The organism is Agromyces terreus (assembly GCF_009749465.1).
Lineage (GTDB): Bacteria > Actinomycetota > Actinomycetes > Actinomycetales > Microbacteriaceae > Agromyces > Agromyces terreus.
Genome location: NZ_WBIS01000003.1, coordinates 82864 through 104784 on the forward strand (window position 1 = coordinate 82864; position 21921 = coordinate 104784).

The 21921-nt window shown below is 70.7% G+C and carries 21 protein-coding genes; 10 read left to right on the forward strand and 11 right to left on the reverse strand.

Going from position 1 to position 21921, the window contains the following annotated elements; genetic code table 11:
- Nucleotides 1-36: 36 nt before the first annotated feature.
- Entirely contained in the window at nucleotides 37-651 is a 615-nt protein-coding gene (locus tag GQQ92_RS08970) for a TetR/AcrR family transcriptional regulator (protein WP_156998915.1), read from the reverse strand.
- An 89-nt stretch (nucleotides 652-740) separates the two neighbouring features.
- Between GQQ92_RS08970 and GQQ92_RS08975 the strand changes: the two genes are divergently transcribed.
- From GQQ92_RS08975 to GQQ92_RS08985, 3 genes are all read left to right on the forward strand, one after another.
- A complete protein-coding gene (locus GQQ92_RS08975) occupies nucleotides 741-1775 on the forward strand; it encodes an SDR family NAD(P)-dependent oxidoreductase (protein ID WP_253820900.1) in 1035 nt (344 codons plus the stop codon).
- Between the two features lie 17 nt (nucleotides 1776-1792).
- Complete coding sequence (locus tag GQQ92_RS08980) at nucleotides 1793-2416, forward strand: MarR family winged helix-turn-helix transcriptional regulator (protein WP_156998916.1); 624 nt, start codon at nucleotides 1793-1795, stop codon at nucleotides 2414-2416.
- Between the two features lie 108 nt (nucleotides 2417-2524).
- Nucleotides 2525-2995, forward strand: a complete 471-nt coding sequence (locus GQQ92_RS08985) for a recombinase family protein (RefSeq protein WP_156998917.1) — start codon at nucleotides 2525-2527, stop codon at nucleotides 2993-2995.
- A 29-nt stretch (nucleotides 2996-3024) separates the two neighbouring features.
- On the opposite strand, the gene ectB is transcribed toward GQQ92_RS08985, so the two are convergent.
- From ectB to GQQ92_RS09005, 4 genes are all read right to left on the reverse strand, one after another.
- On the reverse strand, nucleotides 3025-4293 hold the full coding sequence (ectB, locus tag GQQ92_RS08990) for a diaminobutyrate--2-oxoglutarate transaminase (RefSeq protein WP_156998918.1): 1269 nt from the start codon (nucleotides 4291-4293) through the stop codon (nucleotides 3025-3027).
- Between the two features lie 42 nt (nucleotides 4294-4335).
- Complete coding sequence (sufU, locus tag GQQ92_RS08995) at nucleotides 4336-4827, reverse strand: Fe-S cluster assembly sulfur transfer protein SufU (protein ID WP_156998919.1); 492 nt, start codon at nucleotides 4825-4827, stop codon at nucleotides 4336-4338.
- On the reverse strand, nucleotides 4824-6119 hold the full coding sequence (locus tag GQQ92_RS09000) for an aminotransferase class V-fold PLP-dependent enzyme (protein WP_156998920.1): 1296 nt from the start codon (nucleotides 6117-6119) through the stop codon (nucleotides 4824-4826). The genes sufU and GQQ92_RS09000 overlap by 4 nt, the downstream gene beginning before the upstream one ends.
- 381 nt (nucleotides 6120-6500) lie before the next feature.
- On the reverse strand, nucleotides 6501-7445 hold the full coding sequence (locus GQQ92_RS09005) for a prenyltransferase/squalene oxidase repeat-containing protein (RefSeq protein WP_156998921.1): 945 nt from the start codon (nucleotides 7443-7445) through the stop codon (nucleotides 6501-6503).
- Nucleotides 7446-7507: 62 nt separating this feature from the next.
- Between GQQ92_RS09005 and GQQ92_RS09010 the strand changes: the two genes are divergently transcribed.
- Nucleotides 7508-8062, forward strand: coding sequence for a GNAT family N-acetyltransferase (locus GQQ92_RS09010; protein WP_156998922.1), 555 nt, complete (start codon nucleotides 7508-7510; stop codon nucleotides 8060-8062).
- Between the two features lie 52 nt (nucleotides 8063-8114).
- On the opposite strand, the gene GQQ92_RS09015 is transcribed toward GQQ92_RS09010, so the two are convergent.
- Nucleotides 8115-12599, reverse strand: coding sequence for an alpha-amylase family glycosyl hydrolase (locus GQQ92_RS09015; protein ID WP_156998923.1), 4485 nt, complete (start codon nucleotides 12597-12599; stop codon nucleotides 8115-8117).
- Nucleotides 12600-12850: 251 nt separating this feature from the next.
- Here GQQ92_RS09015 and GQQ92_RS09020 point away from each other — a divergent pair, with 251 nt between their 5' ends.
- Complete coding sequence (locus tag GQQ92_RS09020) at nucleotides 12851-13681, forward strand: helix-turn-helix transcriptional regulator (RefSeq protein WP_156998924.1); 831 nt, start codon at nucleotides 12851-12853, stop codon at nucleotides 13679-13681.
- 16 nt (nucleotides 13682-13697) lie between these two features.
- Here the strand turns inward: GQQ92_RS09020 and GQQ92_RS09025 are convergent, their stop codons facing one another.
- From GQQ92_RS09025 to GQQ92_RS09040, 4 genes are all read right to left on the reverse strand, one after another.
- Nucleotides 13698-14273: a GNAT family N-acetyltransferase gene (locus GQQ92_RS09025; RefSeq protein WP_156998925.1), complete on the reverse strand. Its 576-nt coding sequence runs from the start codon at nucleotides 14271-14273 to the stop codon at nucleotides 13698-13700.
- Nucleotides 14270-14698: a nitroreductase/quinone reductase family protein gene (locus GQQ92_RS09030; protein WP_156998926.1), complete on the reverse strand. Its 429-nt coding sequence runs from the start codon at nucleotides 14696-14698 to the stop codon at nucleotides 14270-14272. Before GQQ92_RS09030 ends, GQQ92_RS09025 begins: the two co-directional genes overlap by 4 nt.
- An 88-nt stretch (nucleotides 14699-14786) precedes the next feature.
- Nucleotides 14787-15083 (reverse strand): DUF4287 domain-containing protein, encoded by a 297-nt coding sequence (locus tag GQQ92_RS09035; protein WP_156998927.1) that lies wholly within the window; start codon nucleotides 15081-15083, stop codon nucleotides 14787-14789.
- Nucleotides 15084-15115: 32 nt separating this feature from the next.
- A complete protein-coding gene (locus tag GQQ92_RS09040; protein WP_156998928.1) occupies nucleotides 15116-15526 on the reverse strand; it encodes a cupin domain-containing protein in 411 nt (136 codons plus the stop codon).
- A gap of 74 nt (nucleotides 15527-15600) precedes the next feature.
- Between GQQ92_RS09040 and GQQ92_RS09045 the strand changes: the two genes are divergently transcribed.
- Complete coding sequence (locus GQQ92_RS09045; protein WP_156998929.1) at nucleotides 15601-16593, forward strand: ArsR/SmtB family transcription factor; 993 nt, start codon at nucleotides 15601-15603, stop codon at nucleotides 16591-16593.
- A gap of 19 nt (nucleotides 16594-16612) precedes the next feature.
- Here GQQ92_RS09045 and GQQ92_RS09050 read toward each other — a convergent pair whose 3' ends face one another.
- Entirely contained in the window at nucleotides 16613-17365 is a 753-nt protein-coding gene (locus GQQ92_RS09050) for a FadR/GntR family transcriptional regulator (RefSeq protein WP_156998930.1), read from the reverse strand.
- A 141-nt stretch (nucleotides 17366-17506) separates the two neighbouring features.
- Here GQQ92_RS09050 and GQQ92_RS09055 point away from each other — a divergent pair, with 141 nt between their 5' ends.
- Genes GQQ92_RS09055 through GQQ92_RS09070 form a run of 4 tightly spaced genes read left to right on the forward strand, consistent with a single transcriptional unit; the run spans nucleotide 17507 to nucleotide 21916 of the window.
- Nucleotides 17507-18877 (forward strand): ABC transporter substrate-binding protein, encoded by a 1371-nt coding sequence (locus GQQ92_RS09055; protein WP_156998931.1) that lies wholly within the window; start codon nucleotides 17507-17509, stop codon nucleotides 18875-18877.
- 1 nt (nucleotide 18878) lies between these two features.
- A complete protein-coding gene (locus GQQ92_RS09060) occupies nucleotides 18879-19823 on the forward strand; it encodes a carbohydrate ABC transporter permease (protein WP_156998932.1) in 945 nt (314 codons plus the stop codon).
- Nucleotides 19816-20751: a carbohydrate ABC transporter permease gene (locus GQQ92_RS09065; RefSeq protein ID WP_232057599.1), complete on the forward strand. Its 936-nt coding sequence runs from the start codon at nucleotides 19816-19818 to the stop codon at nucleotides 20749-20751. Before GQQ92_RS09060 ends, GQQ92_RS09065 begins: the two co-directional genes overlap by 8 nt.
- Nucleotides 20752-20764: 13 nt before the next feature.
- Complete coding sequence (locus tag GQQ92_RS09070) at nucleotides 20765-21916, forward strand: mandelate racemase/muconate lactonizing enzyme family protein (protein ID WP_156998933.1); 1152 nt, start codon at nucleotides 20765-20767, stop codon at nucleotides 21914-21916.
- Nucleotides 21917-21921: the final 5 nt, after the last annotated feature.

Here is a 21921-nt window from a genome sequence, read left to right on the forward strand (position 1 = left end):
TGACCCGATATCTCCTGAGTTTCGGCGAGCCGACCGTCACAGCGGCTCGCCGGGGCCCACGAGCGTGCGCCAGACCCACTCGGCCGCGGTCTCGACGCTCGGCCGCGGGTCGAGCTCGAGCCAGGCGTGCACGACGGCGAGGCACGAGCCCGCGATGCCCGCCGCGACGATGTCGATGGGCATGCCCTCGAACGCCGTCGTGCCCGAGGAGACGACGCCCTCGCGCGCCTGCTGCTGGAAGCGCTCGCGGATGCGCGCCGCCACGATGGGGGAGCCGCGCTCGCCGAGCAGGCGCCGATAGAGGTCGGCGTCGGCGTCGAAGTGCGCGAGGAACGCGATCATCTCGGGCGGCAGCCGATCGGGCACTCGCGTGGGGTGGGGGAAACCGGCGACCGCCTCCACCTCGGCGGCGTCGATCGCGTCGGCGAGCAGCGTGTCGCGGTCGTCGTAGTGCTGGTAATAGCTCGAGCGGTTCACGCCCGCGGCCTCGGTGATCTCGGCGACCGTCGCGGTGTCGAAGCGGCCCGCGCGCGCCAGCTCGAGCGCGGCCTGCTGCAGGGCGCGGCGGGTGCGCTCGACCCGTGCGTCGACGCGCTCGTCGACACGCTCGTCGTCGTGCGGATCGCTGCGGTGCTCGGTCGATTCGGCCACTCCCGCATTCTTGCAGCACTCGGGCCGTCGAGCCCGTGAGTTCGCCGACAATTGTCGGATATCCGACAGATGACGGTTAGAATTGAGGCATGCAGTTCGAAGCAGAAAAGGAACTCACCATGGCCCTCACCGCCAACTCCACCATCGCCGAATGGCTCGCCGACCCCGCAGGCAAGGCGGCGCTCCAGGGCCTCGTGAGCCAGGGCGGAGGCTCGATCGACCAGCTCGCCCCGATCGCGAGCCTCCCGCTGCAGCAGCTCGTGGTCATGAGCCAGGGTCAGATGCCGCAGGCGGCCGTCGACGAGCTCGTGAAGGCCGTGAACGGCGGGGTCATCCCCGAAGAGTCGGGCGAGTCGAGCGCTTGGGCCGAGCAGATCACCTCCGGCCGCTTCGCCGGCAAGACGGTCATCGTCACCGGCGCCGCCTCGGGCATCGGCCGCGCGACCGCGAGCCGCATCGCGCGAGAGGGCGGGCGCGTCGTCGCCGTCGACATCTCGGCCGAGAAGCTCGACGAGTTCGCCGCCTCCATCCCCGGCGCCGAGATCGTGCCGGTCGCGGGCGACATCACTAAGCAGGAGTCCATCGACGCGATCGTCGCCGCAGCCGGCGACTCGATCTACGGCCTCGCTAACGTCGCCGGCATCAACGACGACTTCTCGCCGATCCACGAGACTCCCGACGCCATCTGGGACAAGGTCATGGCCGTCAACGTCACCGGCACCTTCAAGCTCACACGCGCCGTCGTGCCGTTCATGCTCGAGGCCGGCAAGGGCTCGATCGTCAACGTCGCCAGCGAGGCGGGCCTGCGCGGCAACGCCTCGGGCAACGCCTACACCACGTCGAAGCACGCCGTGGTCGGCCTCACCAAGTCGGCCGCGTTCATGTACGCGCTGCAGGGCGTCCGCGTGAACGCCGTCGCCCCGGGCGGCGTCGCCACCGGCATCCCGTTCCCCCCGCACGTGTCCGAGGTCGGCTCGGCGCGCCTCGCCCCGTTCCAGGGCGCGATCCCCACGGTCGCGACCGCCGAGGCGCTCGCCGCGTCGATCACGTTCCTCCTGAGCGAGGACGGCGTGAACATCAACGGTGCGATCCTCGCCTCCGACGGCGGCTGGTCGGTGCAGTAACCCCGCGTCTCGCGGACATGACGAGCGGGTCGGATGCCTCGGCATCCGACCCGCTCGTCTGCGTGCGCCACGGGGCATCCGCTCGCCCTGCCCGGTTCGGGCGCCGCGCGTTCGCTACTGTCGAGATCGTGAACCCCAGACCGAGCGATCGCGACGACGAGGTCGACCTGCTCATCGACGCGTGGTCGCGAAGGCTGCCCGAGACCGACCTCTCGCCGCTCGACGTCATGTCGCGCCTGCGCCGGGCCGCGAACCGGCTCGCTCGGCTGCGGGCCGCCGCGTTCAAGGACGCGGGGCTCGCATCGTGGGAGTTCGACGTGCTCGCCGCGCTGCGCCGCCAGGAGGAGCCGCACGAGCTCAGCCCCGCGCAGCTGATCGCCGCCACGATGATCGGTAGCGCGGCGATGACGAACCGCCTCGAGAACCTCGTGGGCCGCGGCCTCGTCGAGCGCCGCCCGAACCCGCGCGACGGCCGGAGCGTGCTGGTGCGCCTGCGCGTCGAGGGCGTCGAGCGGGTCGACGAGGCCATGCGCGGCCTCGTCGCGCGCGAGGCCGTCGAGCTCGCGGTGCTCGACCGCGACGACCAGGCCGAGCTCGCCCGGCTGCTGCGGCTGCTCTCGCAGGATCCTGAGGCCGGGTAGCCCCCGGAACCCGCGTCGGCCCTCGTCGCCCCTCGGGCGCCCCGTCTCGTTCGGAGGCTCCCCGATGTCGGTCGGAACTGGGAGAATGGAGCGATTCAGGAGGTCAGCATGGGTGATGTGACGAGCGCGACGACGAACGGCAACGCGGATTCCGCGGGGCTCGGGGCGACCGCGACGCATGTGCACGTCGCGAACGACTGCCCCGAGTGCTTCGTCGAGCTGCAGCGCGACTCCGACTGGTGGAAGGCGAAGCCCGAGGGCTCGCGCCTCGTCGGCCTCGTGGTCGCCCGCGACGACATGCCGCCCATCGTCGAGCAGCGCCGCGACCTCACGGCGTTCGGTGTCGCGATCCCCGATTTCCGGTTCCCGGCGCCCGAGAACGACGACTCGTGGGAGGCGCGACTCGACCGCTTCTTCGGCACGCTGCGCTCGGGCGACGTCCTCGTGGTGGCCAACCGCCATGCGATGGGCCGCAGCGTCGACGAGGAGTCGCGCACCATCGCGGCGCTCCGCCGTCGCGGCATCGTCGTCAAGGTGCTGAGCCACGGCGCGCGCCACCTCGCCGACGCCGAGGCCTGACCGCCGCCGCGAACGGGGCGGCGCTCGAACTACTCTGCGATCGCGGCTGCGAGGCTCTCGCGCACGATCGCGAGGCCGCGGCGCAGTTCGTCGTCGGCGATGGTGAGTGCCGGCAGGAACTTCAGCACCTCGTCGTGGGCGCCCGACGTCTCGATGATGAGCCCGCGCTCGAACGCGAGCTTCGAGATGCGACCCGCGAGTCCGCGGTCGGCGTCGCACGCGAGGCCGTACATGAGCCCGCGGCCGCGCACGACGAACCCGAGTTCGGGGTGCTCGGCGGCGATGGCCGAGAGCTCCTCGGCGAGCAGCGCCGACTTCGTGGCGACGCCGTCGACGAACGCGGTGTCGGCCCAGTAGTTCTCGAGCGCGGCCCGCGCGGACACGAACGCGAGGTTGTTGCCGCGGAAGGTTCCCGTGTGCGCGCCCGGCTTCCAGACGTCGACCTCGGGGCGGAGCAGCACGAGCGACATCGGCAGGCCCGAACCCGAGATCGACTTCGACACGGTCACGAGGTCGGGCACGATGCCGGCCTCCTCGAACGCGAAGAACGCGCCGGTGCGGCCGACGCCGGCCTGGATCTCATCGAGGATCAGCAGGATGCCGCGCTCGGCGGTGACGGCGCGCAGCCGCTGCAGCCACGGGACGCTCGCGACGTTGATGCCGCCCTCGCCCTGCACGGCCTCGACGATGACCGCGGCGGGCAGGTCGACGCCCGACCCCGGGTCGTCGAGCATCTTCTCGAGCAGGTCGAGCGTGTCGACATCCGCTCCGAGATAGCCGTCGTACGGCAGGCGCGTGACATCGTCGAGCGTGATGCCCGCGGCCTCGCGGTAGTGGCTGTTGCCGGTCGCGGCGAGCGCGCCGACGCTCAGGCCGTGGAACGCGTTGGTGAACGCGATGACGTTCGAACGACCCGTGGCCTGGCGGGCGACCTTGAGGGCGGCCTCGACCGCGTTCGCACCCGTCGGGCCCGTGAACTGGAGCTTGTAGTCGAGCCCGCGCGGCTCGAGCACGAGTCGCTCGAAGGCCTCGATGAAGGCCTTCTTGGCCGACGTCGCCATGTCGAGCCCGTGGATGATGCCGCCGCGCTCGAGGTACTCGATGAGCGCGCGCGTGAAGAGCGGGTTGTTGTGCCCGTAGTTCAGCACGCCGGCCCCGGCGAAGAAGTCGAGGTACTCGCGGCCGTCTTCGCCGACGAGGGTCGAGCCGGCGGCCCGATCGAAGACCGTCGGGAAGGCGCGCACGTATCCGCGCACCTCCGACTCGCGGCGGTCGAAGACGTCCAGGGCGTCGCTCATGGCAGGCGTTTCCTCTTTCTGTACGGCAGCGGTGCTCTGAGCCTAGGCGTCTTCGCTGGGTGTCGGCGCCGAGGCGCCCGCCGTGCCGCCGGTGGCCTGTGCCTCGTTCAGGCAGGCCTCGAGCGCGACCCACGAGAGCATCGCGCACTTGACCCGCATGACGTACTTCGAGACGCCGTGGAACGCGATCGCGTCACCGAGGAGGTCTTCGTCGGGCTCGCCCGCCCCCTTCGAGCGGAGCATCGCCCGGAACGCGTCGATGACCTCACGGGCGTGCTCGACGTCGGCGCCGACCACGAGTTCGGAGAGCGCGGATGCCGAGGCCATCGAGATGCTGCATCCGTCGCCCTCCCAGCCGATGGCCTCGACGGTCGAACCCGACGGATCGAGCCGGATGCCGAGGGTGATCTCGTCGCCGCAGGTGGGATTCACCTCGTGGTGCGACGCCTGCGGGTCGGCGAGGGGGCCGTCGCCGACCCGGCGCTTCGAGTGGTCGAGGATGAGCTCCTGGTAGAGCCCGGACAGGTCGCTCATGCGGTTGCTCCGAAGAAGGGCCGGACCTCGGCGAGGGCGCTCGCGAACCGGCGCACCTCGTCGGCGGTCGTGTACACGTAGGCGCTCGCCCGCGTCGTGGCCCGGAGTCCGAGCCGGCGGTGCAGCGGCTGCGCGCAGTGGTGGCCGACGCGCACCGCGATGCCGCGCGAGTCGAGGAACTGGCCGACGTCGTGCGCGTGCACGCCCGGCACATCGACGCTCGCGAGCGCGCCGCGTTCGATGCCCGGACCGCTGCCGACCAGGCGGATGCCGGGAATGCGGGCGACCTCGTCGACGAGCAGGCCCGCGAGTTCGACCTCGTGCTCGTGCACGCGGCGCATGTCGAGCCGTTCGAGGTAGCGCACCGCCTCGGCGAGGCCGACGGCCTGCGACACCGGTTGGGTGCCGGCCTCGAACCGCTGCGGCGACGGCAGGAACTCGGCGCGCTCCATGGTCACGGTCGTGATGGTCGAACCGCCCGTTCGGGCCGGCGGCAGCGCGTCGAGCAGGTGCTCGCGGCCGTAGAGCACGCCGATGCCGTTCGGGCCGAGCATCTTGTGGGCCGAGAACGCGGCGAAGTCGACGCCGAGCGCCGCGAAGTCGGTGGGGCGGTGCGGCACCGACTGGCAGGCGTCGAGCACGACGAGCGCGCCGTGCCGGTGGGCGAGCTCGACCACGTCTTCGACCGGGGCGATGTGGCCGGTCACGTTCGACACGTGCGCGAAGGCCACGAGCCTGGTCTTCGGACCGATGACGGATGCCGCGTCGTCGATGTTCCACGTGCCGTCGTCGTGCACCGCGACGAACCGCAGCGTCGCCCCCGTCTTGGCCGCGAGGCGCTGCCACGGGATGAGGTCGGCGTGGTGCTCGGCCTCGGTCACGACGATCTCGTCGCCGGGGCCGAGACGGAACACGTCGGCCTCCGCGCCGCCGAGCCCGGCCGCGGCATCCGCCATGCCGAGTGCGACGATGTTGATCGCGTCGGTCGCGTTCTCGGCCCAGACGATCTCGCGCTCACCGGCGCCGACGAACCGGGCGACGCTCTCACGGGCCTCTTCGAAGGCGGTCGTCGCGGCGCCCACCAGGGTGGACGCGCCGCGGTGCACGGCGGCGTTCGCGTGTTCGAGGTACTCGCGCTCGGCGTCGAGCACGACGGTCGGCCGTTGCGCCGTCGCGCCCGAGTCGAGGTACGCGAGCGGGTAGCCGTTGAGCTCCTGCGCGAGGTACGGGAAGTCGCGACGGATGCTCGCGAGGTCGAGCGGCTCGGATGTCGTCTGCGTTTCGAAGGTCACGGTGTCTCCTGTGCCGGCTCTCGACACGCGTGGATTCGCATGCGGGGGCACGCTTCAAGTCTCTCGCACTTCGACTGGGAGGCGCCCGCCGGTCGCAAGGTGCGCCCCGCCGGTCGAGGAGGCGCGCCGGCGCCGTCTCGAGACCCGGGCGTGCGTGCGCGTGTGGTCTCGAGACGCTTCGCTCCTCGACCGGCGGGTGGGGGTCTCGAGACGCTTCGCTCCTCGACCGGCGGGTGGGGGCCTCGAGATGCTTCGCTCCTCGACCGGCGGGTGGGGGTCTCGAGACGCTTCGCTCCTCGACCGGCGGGTGGGGGTCTCGAGACGCTTCGCTCCTCGACCGGCGGGTGGGGGTCTCGAGACGCTTCGCTCCTCGACCGGCGCCTAAGCGCGGCCCGCCCAGTCGAGCACGCGCAGCGCCCGCAGCGTGTTGAACGGGCTCGGCTCGCCGGCGGGGGCGTCGAGGCGGAAGAAGACCTCGCCGTTCCACGGCTCGCCGGCCGACCAGCGACCGTCGTCGCGCCGGTGCGAGAGCAGCAGGTCGACGGCGGGCCCGATGCGCGGGTCGGGCGGGGTGCCGTCGGCGATGCCGGCCGCGCGGAAGTGGTCGAGCGCGCGCAGCACGTCGTAGACCCAGTACGGCGGGAAGATGAAGTTCTCGTAGCGTTCGAGCACGATGCCGCCCGTCGACCTGCGGCGAAAGAGGTTGCGCTCGAGCAGGTACTCCTCGCCGCGAAGTCGGGCCTCGCGCACCGCGGGCGCCGCCGCCTCGCCGACCACCTGCTCGTAGGCGAGCAGCCCCTCGAGCACGCACAGCGTCGAGTCGAACGAGGAGCGCACCGACTCCTCGATGGGCTCGCAGTTCCACCCGCCGTCGTCGAGCTGCCCGTCGAGCAGCTCGGCCACCATGGCGTCGGCGCCGTCGCCGAGCACCCCGAAGTAGGCGGATGCCGCGAGCACGCCGCCGTTCACGCACGCCTCGACCTCGCCGTCGAAGAACGGCCGACCGCCGTCGGCCTCGCTGAACCGCACGCCGGCCCGGACCCGGTCGATCGCGGTGCGCACCGCCGCGGCATCCGGATCGACGCCGAGGCGGCGCAGCGACTGGAGCGTCCACATGACGCTGCGCCGGTCGCCGTCGATGCCGTAGGCCTCGCCGCCCCAGTAGCCGTCGTCGGTCTGCAGGTCGAGCAGCCGTGCGCCGAATCCCTCGACGGCGACGCGCGCCCGCTCGGCGGCGACCTCGTCGTCTGGCGCTCCCTGCAGGTCTCGCATGACCTGCCAGCGCACCCCGGGATCGGACTCGAGCAACCACCTGATGACGTCCATGGCTCCATGTTCGCGCACACCGCCGACACGGTCGAGGGGTCGCAGCCTGAGAGACTCGAGGCATGCTGCACGCGCTCGACCTGCCCGTCGACCTCGACACCCGCATCGGCGGTGTCGTGCTGCGGCGCGCACGTCCGGGCGACCTCGGCGCGCTCATGCGGCTGCTCTCCGACGACCCGATCAGCGCGTCGCGAGGCGATGTCGCGGCATCCGACGACGAACCGGCCTACCGTCGGGCGCTCGAGGAGATCCTCGGCGACCCCGCGAACGACCTGCTCGTCGCGGTCGTCGGCGTCGGCGTCGGCGCCGGCGCCAGCACCAGCGACCGTGACGGCGACGGCCGGCTGGTCGGCACCCTGCAGCTCACCCGCATCCCGGGCATGGCGCGGCGCGGCAGCACGCGCCTGCTCGTCGAGGCGGTGCGCGTGCGCAGCGATCTGCGCTCGTCGGGCATCGGCGGGGCCATGATGCGGTGGGTGACGGATGTCGCGGCCCCGGCGCTCGGCTCGAGCCTCGTGCAGCTCACGAGCGACGCCGCCCGCGTCGACGCGCACCGCTTCTACGAGCGGCTCGGGTTCGCGGCATCCCACACGGGGTTCAAGTACCGGGTGCGATAGCGCACGCGCCGACGGGCCGCGCGGATCGCTCCGCACGGCCCGCCGGCCCGCATCACTTCAGGAAGTCGCTGCCCGTGCCGACCTTGCCCGGCGCCGGGTTGCCCGGCAGCGAGAGCACGTACGCGCGCAGGTTTCCCTGCCCGTTCACGGTGGCGGTGAGCGATCCGTTGCCGACGACCTTCACGTCGCCCGTCACGGCGTCGGTGTAGGTGCCGTTCGGGATGCCGCTGAAGGTCGCGCTGTTCGAGACCGTCACCAGCACGAAGCTGTCGACGCCCGTCGCGGCATCCGTGTACCGACGCTTGTACGCCATGTTCCCCGAGACGCCCGTGGTCGAGTACTGCCCCATCTGCAGGGCGGGAACCGCCCGGCGGATGCGGTTGAGCGTCTGCAGGTGCTTCACGAGCGGCTGCTGCAGGGTGGCCGAGACCGCCCCCGATGCCGATGAGACGACGCCGAAGTCGCTCGCCACGACGGAGCCCGCCAGGTGGTCGCCGAAGTAGGCGCGACCGGTCGTCGCGAGCGGGCAGGTGGGCCCGCAGTCGATCGGCTTGCCCGCCTGGAACTCGATCTCGGAGCCGTAGTAGAGCGTCGGGATGCCCCGGAACGTCCACATCAGGCTCATGTTCTCGGCCCAGGCTCCCGTGCCGCCGCTGTAGCGGACCGACGACTTGTTGGGCCCGTAGTCGTGCGAGTCGACGTAGACCGTGTTGTAGGTCGCGTCGTTGTACGAGTCGTCCGAGTCCTTGCCGTTGTGGTAGGCGTTCGACGCGTCGCCGAAGTTCATGTGCATGCGCATGTCGATCACGTTCATGCCCGAGAACTTCGAGTGGTCGGGTGCGTGGTACGTGTTGCCGCCCGAGCCGGTGAGGAACGCGTTGTCGGATGTCGGTTGGTTGCCGGTGCCCTGCAGGTTCTCGTACTCGAACTGCTCGGCGGCCGCCACGACGTCGTCGAGCGAGTACTCCTTGCGTTCCTTCCAGGTGTAGAACTGCGCCGAGTGGTTGACCGACCCGCGGTTCCACTTGTCGTTCACGAACGAGGCGACCTCCCCGAAGACGTAGAAGTCCTTGCCCTTCTCGCCGTGCACCTCCGTGGCGTGCTGCTGGATCGCCGGCAGGAAGCGCCGGTTCCAGGTCACGCGCGGAATGTGCACGGCCGTGTCGATGCGGAAGCCGTCGACGCCCATGTCGATGTAGGAGTTGTAGGCGTCGATCAGGTAGTCCTGCACCGGCTTGGACTCGGTGTTGAAGTCGGCGAGGTCGTCGTGCAGCCAGCAGTCCTGCGCGTCCTTGCCCTCCCAGTTGCCGATCCAGCACTGGTGGTAGAACTTCGACGGGAACATGCCCGACGTGGGCGAGGGCCACTGGCAGTTGTGGATCGTGAACCCCTCGGGGCTCTTGTACTGGGTGGGCGTGCCGAAGTTCGTGCAGGTGTTGCCCGCCGGCGCGGTGGCAGACCAGAGGTCGCCGTTGTACGAGCGACCCTTCGCCATGGCGTTCTGCGCAGCCGTGAGCGTCGGATCGGTGCCGTCGGCCTCGACCATCGGGTCGTACTCCGCGCCCGCGACCTTCTGCGAGTAGAGGCCGTCCCACTGGCCGTCGCGGTCGCCCCAGACGGTCGGCACGAAGAGGCCCTTGGCGCCCCAGCGCGAGGAGTGGTTGTAGACGACGTCCTGATAGATCTTGATGCCGCGCTCGTGGGCCGCGTTGATGAGCTCCTGGTACGAGGCGCCCTCCGACTCGAGTCGAGGGTCGACGCGCGTGAAGTCCCAGCCGTGGTAGCCGTGGAAGTCGTAGTCGGAGCGGTTCAGCACGACGGGCGTGATCCAGATCGCCGAGAAGCCGAGGCCCTTGATGTAGTCGAGCTTGTCGATGACGCCCTTGAAGTCGCCGCGGAACATCGGGTCGTCGTTCGCCGCGTTGCCCGACTTCACGTGCTGCGAGCCGCCGCGGTTGTTGCTCGAGTCCCCGTCGTTCCACCTCGCGGTCATCATGAAGTAGATCGAGTCCTTGCGGGGGTCGCCCCCGAGCGGTTCGCCCGCCGCGACGGGGGTCGTGTCGCTCTTGGTCTTCGCGCCGACGGATGCCGACCATGCCGACGGCTGCCCGTCGGTGTCGATCGCCCGCACGCGGTAGGCGTACGAGGTGCCGGCGACCAGCCCCGTGTCGACCCGGTTCGTCGCGCCCGTGATCGTGAAGACGGCCGTGCCGGCGGGGCCGCCGCTGCGCTCGAGCTCGTACGAGGCCACCCCCTCGTCGTCGGTCGAGGCCTGCCACGAGACCGTGATCTGCGTGGTCGAGGTCGCCGTGGCGCTGATGCCGGAGGGCACCGACGGCGTGGTCACGGGCTCGGGGTCGACGGGCGTGCCCGGGTCCTCGGCGCACGGCGCTCCGGCGGTGAGCTTGCCGGCCGCGAGCTGCCAGGTGCCCTCGGCGATCGCGTAGTTCCGGCCCGCGTTGTTGTCCCATGTGCCCGAGTTGTTGTTGAACACCGCCGTGATTCCCGAGGCGGTGCCGATGTCGATCGTCTTCGACACCCAGCCCGAACAGGCCGCCGCCATGGGGACGCCGGGCACGCTCGTCCACGCGCCGGAGCCGACCTGGTAGTGGATGTTCGTCACGGGCCAGTTCGCGGCGGTCGAGTAGTACACCCGCACCGCGTCGACGACCGGAGGAGAGGTGGGGGTGGGGGTGGGCGTGGGCGTCGTGGCGCAGGGGTCGGCGGTGCCGATGACCCCGCCCTTGACGGTGGCGACGGCTCCGGTGAGCACGTAGTCCCTGCCGCCGTTGTTGTCCCACGTTCCCGTGCCGTTGTTGAAGGCGGCGGTGACGGATGTCGCGGTGCCGACGTCGATCGTCCTGGACACCCACCCGGTGCACGCCGCCGTCATCGCGACGCCGGGGGCGGCGGTCCAGGTGCCGGTGCCGACCTTGTAGTGGATGTTCGTGGCGGGCCATCCGCCGGCGGTCGAGTAGTAGACCTTCATCGAGGAGCCGGGCGTCGGCGTCGGAGTCGGGGTCGGCGTCACCGTCGTTCCCGCCTTCGCGGCGACATGCAGCGCGAGCGCGGCGTTGCCGCCCACCGAGGCGGTGAAGGTGCCGTTCGCGCCGACGGAGATCGTGCCCCCGGCGCTGCATCCGCTGCTCGTGGGCTTGCCGACGATGACGTTGCAGTACTGACCCGCGGGCAACGACGTCTGGAACGTGCGGTCGACCGCGCCGCCCCCGCGGTTGATGACGACGAAGCCCTTGTCGCCGCGACCGAAGGCGATCGCGTTCGAGCCGTTGTCCCACTTGTTCGTCACCGAGGTGCCCGACACGGCGTTGCGGAAGCCGACCATGTTCGCGATCGAGGTCTGCGCGTGCTTGCAGGTCCAGCCGTTCTGGCCGCAGACCGGATCGACGACCTCGCCGTTGCCCGCGAGCGCCGGCCCGGACTCCTTGTTCGAGAACTGGTAGCCGGAGTGCACCGAGGGGGACCCGTAGTTCCACGCGAGCGTGAAGATCTGCGCGAGGTCGTACGTCGAGCCGTCCTTGTAGCTCAGCGTCTCGCCGTTGCGCTCGGTGTCGTGGTTGTCGACGAAGACCGCGGCGTTGGTCTGCGGGAGGAAGCCGGCCCACGACGGCCCGATGCCGGCGCCCGAGATGAGCCAGTTGATGGTGCCGCCGCCGAACGCCTCCTTGAGCTTGCGCGCGAACGCGAACTCGTGGATGTCGCCGTACGCGGTGTACTCCTCGGGCTGGATCGGCTCATTGGCGCGGATGACCTCCTGCACGATGTACAGCCGGGCGCGGTCGTTGACCTTGCTCAGGATGCCCTGCATGTCGGACGAGGCGATGTGCTTGACGGCGTCGATGCGGAACCCGTCGACGCCCAGCGAGACGAGGTCATTGAGGTAGCCCGCGATCTTGCCCTGCACGTACGACGACGACGTGTTCAGGTCGGAGAGGTTCACGAGGTTGCACTCCTGCACCTCCCAGCGGTCCTGGTAGTTCGCGATGTCGCGACGGCAGGAGTGGAAGTCCTGCGACTGGTAGATGCCGGGGTAGTCGTAGTGCGAGAACGACGAGCCGGCCCAGCCGGTGCCGCCGCCGCTCTTGCCCGACATGTGGTTGATCACCGCGTCGGCGATGACCTTGACGCCCGCGGCGTGGCAGGTGTCGACCATGGCCTTGAACTCGGCGCGCGTGCCGAGGCGCGACTCGATCTTGTAGCTGACCGGCTGGTAGTAGGTCCACCACTCCGAGCCCTGCACGTGCTCCTGCGGCGGCGAGGTCTGCACGTAGCCGTAGCCGGCGGGGCCGAGGTTGTCAGTGCACTCTCGGGCGATGGCGTTCCAGGTCCACGAGAACAGCACCGCGGTGGTGTCCTTCGGTCCGGATGCCGCCGCGTCGGCTCTGGTCGCGGCGGCGAACGTGACGCCGAAGGCAAGCAGGCCGGCGAGGAGCGCCCAGATGGCCACGACGGCCGGGACTTGGAAGCGTTTGCGTGCTCGGGGCGCGGGGTGCGCCGGGTGCGGTTCGGTCAACGTCATTGGAGACTCTCAAACATCAGGGCGAGTCGGAACTGCGAGCATTCCGGCATTCGCGCGGGCCGATTGCGACGGTGCATGGGCGCGAGGGTGGCGCCTGCCGATCAACGTAGGGGTGTGACATCCGGGTCGGCAATGGGTAGATTTGGGCCAGTCCCACCATAAAGTGCAAGCGTTTTCATGCCGTTCGCCGTCGGCCACGACGGCGGCTCGGCAGAACGCGAGGCACGGATCGACGGCGAACGGGGGTGTGCATGGATCGCGCCGGCATGGCCGAGCTGCTCCGTCATCGCCGCGAGTCGCTCCAGCCGGAGGACGTCGGACTCGAGCGCGGTGCCCGCCGCCGTCGGGCGCCCGGCCTTCGGCGCGAGGAGGCCGCCGCCCTCTGCCGGATGTCGGCCGACTACCTCAGCCGGCTCGAGCAGCAGCGGGGGCCGCACCCGAGCGAGCGCATGCTGAGCGCGATCGCGACGGGGCTGCGCATGTCGGTCGACGAGCGCGACCGGCTGTTCGTGCTCGGGGGATACGCGCCGCCGCCGCCGGGCGCCGGGCGCGGCCACGTCGACGTGGGACTGGGCACGGTCTTCGACCGCCTGCACGACCTGCCGGCCCAGATCGTCACGGGGCTCGGCGAGACGATCGGGCAGACGCCGCTGGCCGCCGCACTGCTGGACGATCAACTTCCGCATCGCGGGCCGGCGCGCAGCTACACGTATCGGTGGTTCACCAGGCCCGAGACCCGTGCCCGCGTCGCGGTCGAGGACCATGCGCTCGTCGGCCGCGCGCTCGCGGCCGTGCTCCGACGCTCGGCGGCGGCGACCGGCGCGGGTTCGGACGCCGAGGCGCTCGCACGCCACCTCGCGACCGAGAGCGCCGAGTTCTCAGCGCTGTGGAGCGAGGCCACCCCGCGCTTGCCCGGCACGCGGCGCCTCCGCGTCGAGCACCCCGTCGTGGGCCGGGTCGAGGTGCGCTGCCAGCCGCTCGTCGATGCAGCGCTCGACCACTACCTGCTCGTCTACACGGCCACACCCGGTTCGGAGTCGGCGGCGCGCCTGCGAGCACTGGCCCCGCCCGCGGCATCCTGAACCGCGGCCGGCCCGGTCACGAGCCGAGCGGCAGGCGCATGAGCACGCGCGGGAACCCGTTCAGCACCGACGTGGTGTCGGCCGCCTTGCGGAACCCGGCCTTCTGGAACAGCGAGCGGGTGCCGACGTAGGCCATCGTCAGGTCGACCTTCTCGCCGCCGTTGTCGACGGGGTAGCCCTCGACGGCCGGGGCGCCGTGGTCGCGCGCGAAGTCGACGGCGCCCGCGAGCAGGGCGTGCGAGATGCCTTCGCCGCGATGGCCGGGCCGCACGCGGATGCACCAGATCGACCACACGTCGAGGTCGTCGACGTGCGGGATCCTCCGGTTGCGGGCGAAGCTCGTGTCGGCGCGCGGATGCACCGCCGCCCACCCCACGACCTCGTCGCCGTCGTAGGCCAGCACGCCCGGCGGCGGGTCTTCGGCGCACAGCTCGCGCACGCGCTCGCCGCGGGCCGGGCCCGACAGCGCCAGGTTCTCCTTCGACGGCACGCGGTAGCTCAGGCAGAAGCACACGTTCGCGTCGGGTCGCTTGGGGCCGACCATCGTGGCGACGTCGTCGAAGACGGAGGCCGGGCGGATCTCGATCGTCATCGGGCGCCCTGCGCGGGCTCGCCGGGCCGCGCCCGGTCCAGCCGCACCACCGGGATCGTGCGGTCGACGCCGGCCTGGTGCTCGGCGAAGAACGGCGCGAACTGCAGGATCCAGTCCCACGCCGAGTCGTGCTCGTCATGGGTCAGCACCTGTGCGACGGCGTCGTACTCCTCGCCGAGCACCTCGACGTGCACGAGCGGATCGACCTGCAGGTTGCGGAACCACTGCGGATGCCGCGGCGACGCGTTCGCCGACGCGACGACGTGGTCGGCGTCGGGCAGCGGCAACCGCATGAGCGGCGAGGTGTGCCGGTCGCCGCTGCGGCGCCCGGTGGTGGTCAGCAGGAGGAGGCGGTCGGCGTGCATGCCCGGCGGTGTGCGACCCGCGCGGAACGCCGCGACGACCTCGTCGTCGGTCTCGGTCATGGCCCCATGATGCGCCCGATCGGCCGACGCCGACAGGGGGTTGCGGCCGACCGGGGGTTCCGACCGGGCTCGCACCCGACCGGGCCGCTCAGGCCTTCGCGTTCGGGTTCGTCGCGGCCCCGTCGAGCCAGAGCAGGTTGCTCGGATCGCTGTGCGCGGTGCCGCTGCCGACGTGCTTGTCGCTGATCTGCGGGCCCTTCGTGATCACGTGCACGAGCGCCATCGCGTGGCCGCGGCCGAGGCCGTAGTCCTCGGCGAGCCAGGCGACGATCGGGGCCGCCCTCGTCGTCTCGTCGAAGCCCCGCTCGTGCGCGAGCTCGATGAACTGCCGCGGGGTGATGCCGGTCTTCGCCTCGACGTTGTCGAGATAGGCCTGGAATGTCATGTCGGTGTCCTTCTGCGGTGGTGGTCGGGGGCTCAGTCGGCCCAGGTCTGGATGATGACGGGCGAGGCGTGGATGCACAGCATCTTGAGCCTGCCTTCGCCGGGGTTCGTGAAGCGGTGCCACACGCCGGTCGGCACGGTCGCGGTGTCGCCGACGCGGGCCGTGAATCGTCGCTCGCCGATCGAGAGCGAGGCCTCGCCCTCGAGCACGACCCACGTCTCGGGGTACGGATGCCAGTGCAGGTCGGTGCCCTGCCCCGTCTCGTAGTCGACGAAGAAGTACGAGATGCCCGAGCCGTGCTCGGCACCGACGAAGCGGCGCGTGCGGCTCGCGGGGTTGAGGAGCAGGTCGTCGGCGTGCACGAGCGCGGGCACGGCGGGCGCGGAGGCGGGGTCGGTCGTCGGCGCGAGGGTGATCTCGGCCGGGGTCGATGAGGTGATCATGGGGTGCTCCTGAGTCGATGCGGTGCGTACGAACAGGTTCGCGCCGCGGCATCCGCTCGCGTTAGAGTTTCGACGTGAATCGAAACATCGTCGAGTTCCGCCTCGCGCCGGGCGACGTCTCGGCCATCAGGTTCGGCCTCTCGCCGGGGCACGAGTTGTGCAACGCGGTGCGCGTGCTGCAGCGCCCCGAGGAGCACCCGCTGCAGTGGGGCTGGCTCCGCAGCGTGCGATCCCGGATGCCGCGGCAGCCGTTCGACGTGCTGCGCACCGTCATCGGGGCCGAGGGCTACTTCCCCGACTTCTTCACGTCGACGCCGACGTGGGACATGCGCCCGGCCGACGAGTTCGCGCGCCTCCGCGAGGTGCCCGTCGGGCTGATCCGCGCCGACCTGTCGAAGATGCTCGCCCGCTCGACGGGGGAGCGGCAGCGCGCGATCCGGCAGATGCACGACGACCCGCTGCGCGCCCGCGCGATGCTCGCCGACGCGTTCGAGGCGATGTGGGAGGCCGTGCTCGCGCCGCACTGGGTGCAGCTCGAACGCATCCTGCGGGCCGACATCGCGGTGCGTTCGCGTCGCATCGCGACCGACGGGCTCGGCGGCATGGTCGGCTCCCTGCACCGCACCGTCGAGTGGGGTGACGACGCCGTGCGCGTCGAGCTGCGCATGCACCGCGAGGCGCTCGACTGCCGGGGCAGCGGCCTCGTGCTCGTGCCGACGGTGCTCACGTGGACCCACGGATGCTCCGTGCTCACCGAACCCCCCGCGCAGCCCACGCTCTTCTACCCGGCGCAGGGCGTGACCGAGGCGTGGGCGCGGGACCCCGGCTCCTCGGAAGCGGCCCTCGGTGCGCTGCTCGGACCGGCGCGGGCCGGGATCCTGCTCGCCTCGCATGCCGAGCGCACCACCTCGCAGGTCGCCGCCGACACCGGGCTCGCCATCTCGACGGCCTCGCACCACCTCGCGGTGCTCCGATCGAGCGGGCTCGTCGCGAGCCGTCGCGACGGGGCGCGGATGCTGCACCTGCGCACCCCGCTCGGCGAGGCGGTGGTCGGCGCGGCGCTCTGACGGCGCGGGCGTCGCCGCGTCAGCGCTTGGGGCTCGGCGGCCGGCGGCGCTCCCACGCGTCGACGATGTGGCTGCGCATGGCCGCCTCGGCCTCGTCGGCGTCTTGGGCCTCGATCGCGGCGAAGACGCGTTCGTGCTCGCGCAGGGTGATGTCGAGTTCGCTGTGCAGGTGGAAGCGGGCGCTCGCGCGCGCCTCGGTGAAGAGGGTGCGCACGATGGAGTCGGCGAGCCGGTTGGCGGTGATCTCGCCCACGATCTCGTGGAACACGACATCCGCCTGGTTGAAGCTGGGCTCGTCGCCGATGGTCTCGCGCATGAGCACGAGGGCGTCGCGCAGCCGTGCCAGCTCGTTGTCGGTTCGGCGTGTGGCGGCGTCGCGGGCGGTGATCGCCTCGAGCGAGGCGCGCACGACGGCGAGGTCGTCGAGGGTGCCGAGGGTCGCGTCGTTGGCGACGAGCGCGCCGAGCACGGTGGCGTCGACCATGTTCCAGGAGGTGGGCGGGAGCACCGTGGTGCCGCGGCCCTGGGCGACGCTCACGAGCCCCTTCTCTTCGAGGCGCTTCGCGGATTCGCGGATGACAGTGCGGCTCACGCCGAACTGCTCGCAGAGCACGCCCTCGGGCGGCAGGGAGGTGCCGGGCTCGAGGTCGCCGCGCACGATCGCGTCGACGAGGGCGGCGACCACGGTCACGCCGAGGCGCGGGGCGCGGGCCCGTGCGGCGAGCGTCGGATACTCGGCGAGCGGCTCCACCGTGGCGAACGATTCGGACATGCGTCACAGCATACCCATCAACATTGGTAATACCTATGATGTCTGTTGCGGCTACGTAAGACGTATGATGTAATCGCTTCGGCCCCGCTTCCCACGGGTCCCACATGATCGTCAGAGACGCCGACCAGAACAGGATGCGCAATGTCACAGCACTCGTCCTCCCGCCGCCGAGCCGCACGGCTCATCGCGGTGACCGCAGCCGCAGCAGCCGGGCTCCTCGCGCTCAGCGCGTGCTCGTCCGACACCTCGGGCGGCGGTGACTCCTCGTTCGGCTTCACCCAGGCCGAGCAGGTCGCCGACAGCCCGATCACCGTCTGGGTCGACGCCTCGCGCGAGCCCGCCGTCACCGCCTTCGAGGCGAAGTACCCCGACATCGACGTGAACCTCGAGACCTACGACGGCAACGCCGGCGGCAGCGGTTCCTTCCAGAGCAAGATCTCGCTCATGGACCAGGCCGGCGAGGGCTGGCCCGACGTGGTGTTCTCGACCCAGCAGAACGACGCGATCTGGGCGTCGAAGGAGACGACCAACGGCGAGCAGGGCTTCGCCGCCCCGCTGAACAAGGGGTTCATCGAGCAGGACTTCCTCGACGGCTTCGCCGCGGGCTCGCTCGACTACACGACGATCGACGGCACGGTCTACGGCCTGCGCAACGACCTCGCGCAGACGGTCTTCTACTACGACCAGACCCTGCTCGACGAGTTCGGCTACGAGGTGCCGACCACGTGGGAGGAGTACGGAGAACTCGGCGACAAGCTCGCCGCCGAGCACCCCGGCTACATCCTCGGCAGCATGGGCGACAGCTTCATGACCTACGTCTACTACGGCGGCTCCGAGTCGCCGGTGTTCCAGTCGCCCGAGGCGAACGTGTTCCACTCCGACACGGCCGACGCGAACGCCGAGGGCATCTCGAAGATCCTCGACGGCATGCTCGCCAACGGCACGCTCGTGCAGGACAGCTTCTTCAGCGCCGACTTCGCCGCGAAGTACACGGGCAAGCTCGTGGGCGTGCCCGGACCGGTCTGGTACACGGGCGCGATCTTCCAGGGCGGCCTCGCCGTGCCCGCAGGCCAGATCGGCGTCAGCGCCCCGCTCTCGTGGGAGGGCGGCGACGTCGCGGCCGGCAACGTCGGCGGCGGCGTCTGGTACGCCTCGAGCCACTCGAAGAACCTCGACGCGGTCAAGACGTTCCTCGAGTTCGTCACGAGCGCGCCCGAGTTCCAGGTCGAGGCGTCGTCGGGCTACCCCGCGTACACCGAGGCCGCCGAGGGCTGGCTCGACAAGCAGGCCGAGGCCGGCTACTTCGTCAACGACGACTTCAAGACCGTGATGTCGGATGCCGCGGGCCAGGTGTGGACGGGCTGGAACGTCACCTCGTGGAGCCCCGAGACCGCCTGGGCCAAGGTCGTGATCCCCGGCATCGCCGACGGCAAGACCATCGAGTCGCTGCTGCCGGCCTGGCAGGAGGAGCTCGAGAACGAGGCCACCGTCAACGGGTACTCGGTCGAGTAACGTGACCGTCACCGCACCTCCGGTTCCGGTCGACGCCGTCCCCTCGGGGCGGCGCCGGCCGGAGCGCCGGCGCGCCTCGCGCGTGAACGCGGGGCAGTCGCGCTACGGATACGTCTTCGTCAGCGGGTACACCCTGCTGCTGCTCGCCTTCGGCCTGCTCCCCACGCTCTACGCCCTCTACCTCTCGTTCACGCGCAACGGCGCCTTCGTCGGCTTCGACAACTTCGTGAAGGTGTTCGGCGACTACCGCTTCCTGCCGGCCGTCATGCACGTCGCCCTGTACGTGCTGTTCTGGCTCGTCAGCCTCATCGTGCTCGTCGTCGTGCTCGCGATCGTGGTGCACGGCATCCGGGTGCGCTGGCTCGGCAACACCGCCCGCTTCCTCTTCTACATCCCGGGCGCCATCGCCGGCGCCTCGAGCGTGCTGCTCTGGCTCTTCGTGCTCGACCCCTCGGTGAGCCCGGTCTCGGCCCTGCTGCACGCGATGGGCTACGAGTCCCTCGTGAACGTGGTCGCGGTCGGCAACCTGCCGGTCGTCTTCACGATCATCGCCTTCTGGGCGGGCGCGGGCTCGTGGATCGTCATCATGTACGGCGCCCTCAACAACATCCCCGTCGAGGTCATGGAGGCCGCCCGCATCGACGGCGCGGGCCCCGTGCAGACGGCCTGGCACATCCAGCTGCCGATGCTGACGAAGTGGATCAGCTACATGGGCGTCATGTCCTTGGCGGCGGGCACCCAGCTCTTCGTCGAGCCGAAGATCCTCGCGCAGGCGACGAAGAACATCGTGCCCGAGGACTACTCCCTGAACCAGCTCGCCTACCTCTACGCCTTCCGGCAGAACGACTTCTCGGGCTCGGCGGCGATCTCCGTGCTGCTGCTCGTGGTCGCGCTGGGGCTCTCGGCGATCTTCATCTTCCGAGGAAAGCTGTTCGAACGTGACTGACCTGACCACCCGCACCATCGTGACCAACGGGGCCCGGCCCCGCCGGGAGCGCACCGCCCTGACGCCGGGCCAGTGGATCGGCCGCGCGGTCGTCGTGCTCGTGCTCCTCGTGTTCACGGCCTTCTTCATCCTCCCGATCGTCTGGCTCGTGCTCGCGCCGACGAAGACGAACAACCAGCTCCTGCTCGACGGCCCGTTCAGCTTCGGGTCCTTCGACCAGCTCGCCGCGAACTGGAACGAGCTGTTCGCCTTCGGCAGCGGCGTCTTCACGACCTGGATGGGCAACTCGGCGTTCTACTCGTTCGCCGCGCTGGCCATCACGCTCATCGTGAGCATCCCGGCCGGCTACGCGCTCGCGCTCATCGAGTTCAAGGGCCGGCGCCTGCTGCTCGTCACGACGCTCATCGTGATGCTCATCCCGAACACGGCGCTCGTGCTGCCGATCTTCCTCGAGCTGAGCGCGATGCGCCTGATCGGCAATCCGCTCGCGGTCATCCTGCCGTTCTCGTTCTTCCCGTTCGGCGTGTATCTGACGTACATCTACTTCTCGACGGCGGTGTCGCGCGACCTGTTGAACGCGGCGCGCATCGACGGCGCCGGCGAGGTGCGGGTGTTCGCGCAGGTCGCGATGCCGCTCGCGACGCCGGTCATCGCCCTCGTGGGCTTCTTCAGCTTCGTGGCGAACTGGAACAACTACTTCCTGCCCTTCCTCGTGGTCGGCGGAACGAAGATCCCCGTGCAGGTCGGGCTCGCGAACCTGCTCGCGAACGTGCCCGCCTTCAACCCGACCACCGCGTCGAGCATCGTCATCCAACTGCCGACGCTCGCGCTCGCGACGCTCATCTCGGTCGCGCCCATCCTGCTCATCTTCCTGTTCGCGCAGCGCTTCCTCGTCGAGGGAATGACCGCGGGCGGCACGAAGGAATGACGGCGAGAACGACATGAAGATCACCGGATACCGCACCCTGACGGCGCAGCAGCACTGGCGCCGGTCGATCGGCGACGTCAACGGCCACATCAACGAGGCCGTCACCGAGGTGCCCATCGTCATCCTCGAGACCGATTCGGGACTCGAGGGCGTCGGGATCGGCTCGCACGCCGATCTCGGGCGGCTGTTCCCCGCGATCGAGGGGGAAGATCCTCGGGGAACGGCCGCGCTCTTCGACCGCATGCTGGCCCAGGTGTTCAAGAGCGGGCACGCCGGGGCCACCTACGGCGGGATCGCGACGTTCGACGCCGCGATCTGGGACCTGAAGGCGAAGGCCGCCGACGAACCGCTCTGGCGCACGCTCGGGGGGCGCGACCGGTTCGTGCCGGGCTACGCGTCGGGGCTGGACATCGCGCTCGACGACGAGGAGCTCGCGGCGTTCTACGCCGAGTTCGCCGAGAGGGGGTTCGTCGCCGGAAAGCTCAAAGGGGGGCTCGATCTCGACGCCGACCTCCGCAGGCTCGGCATCCTCGGCGACGCGCTCCGGGCGAACACGTCCCGGCCGGGCCTCATGTTCGACTCGAACGAGTCGTGGCAGGTCAAGCAGGCCGTGCGCTACGTCTCGGCGCTCGAGGAGCACGTCGACCTGCTCTGGGTCGAGGAGCCGCTGCGGCGATGGGATGCCAACGGGCACGCCCGGCTGAGCGCCTCGATCCGCGCCGCGGTCGCGACGGGCGAGAACCTGACCGGCGTGGACCAGTTCCGCCCGCTGTTCGACGCGGGGGCGCCGGACATCGTGCAGGCCGGTGCCATCTGGGGCGTGTCGCACCTGCACCGGCTCTCGCTCGCGGCGGCCGCCCGCGACCTGCCCGTGAGCCCGGTCGGGTACAACGCGAATCCGGCGGTCGCGCACGTGATGACCGCGGTGCCGAACCACCTCACGACCGAGGTGCAGGCGTTGACCTTCGCCGACGGCGTGGTCGTCGACCACGAGTTCACCGACGGCGGCATCGTGCTGAGCGATGCGCCGGGCTCCGGCATCCGCATCGACGAGGCCCTCATCGACCGGCACCGGGACGGCGGCGGCTGGGCCGACCCGGCCGGCCCCCACATGCGCCCCACCCGGGCCGGCCTTCGCGTCGTGCTCGACGGGGTCGAGCGCTGAGGAGG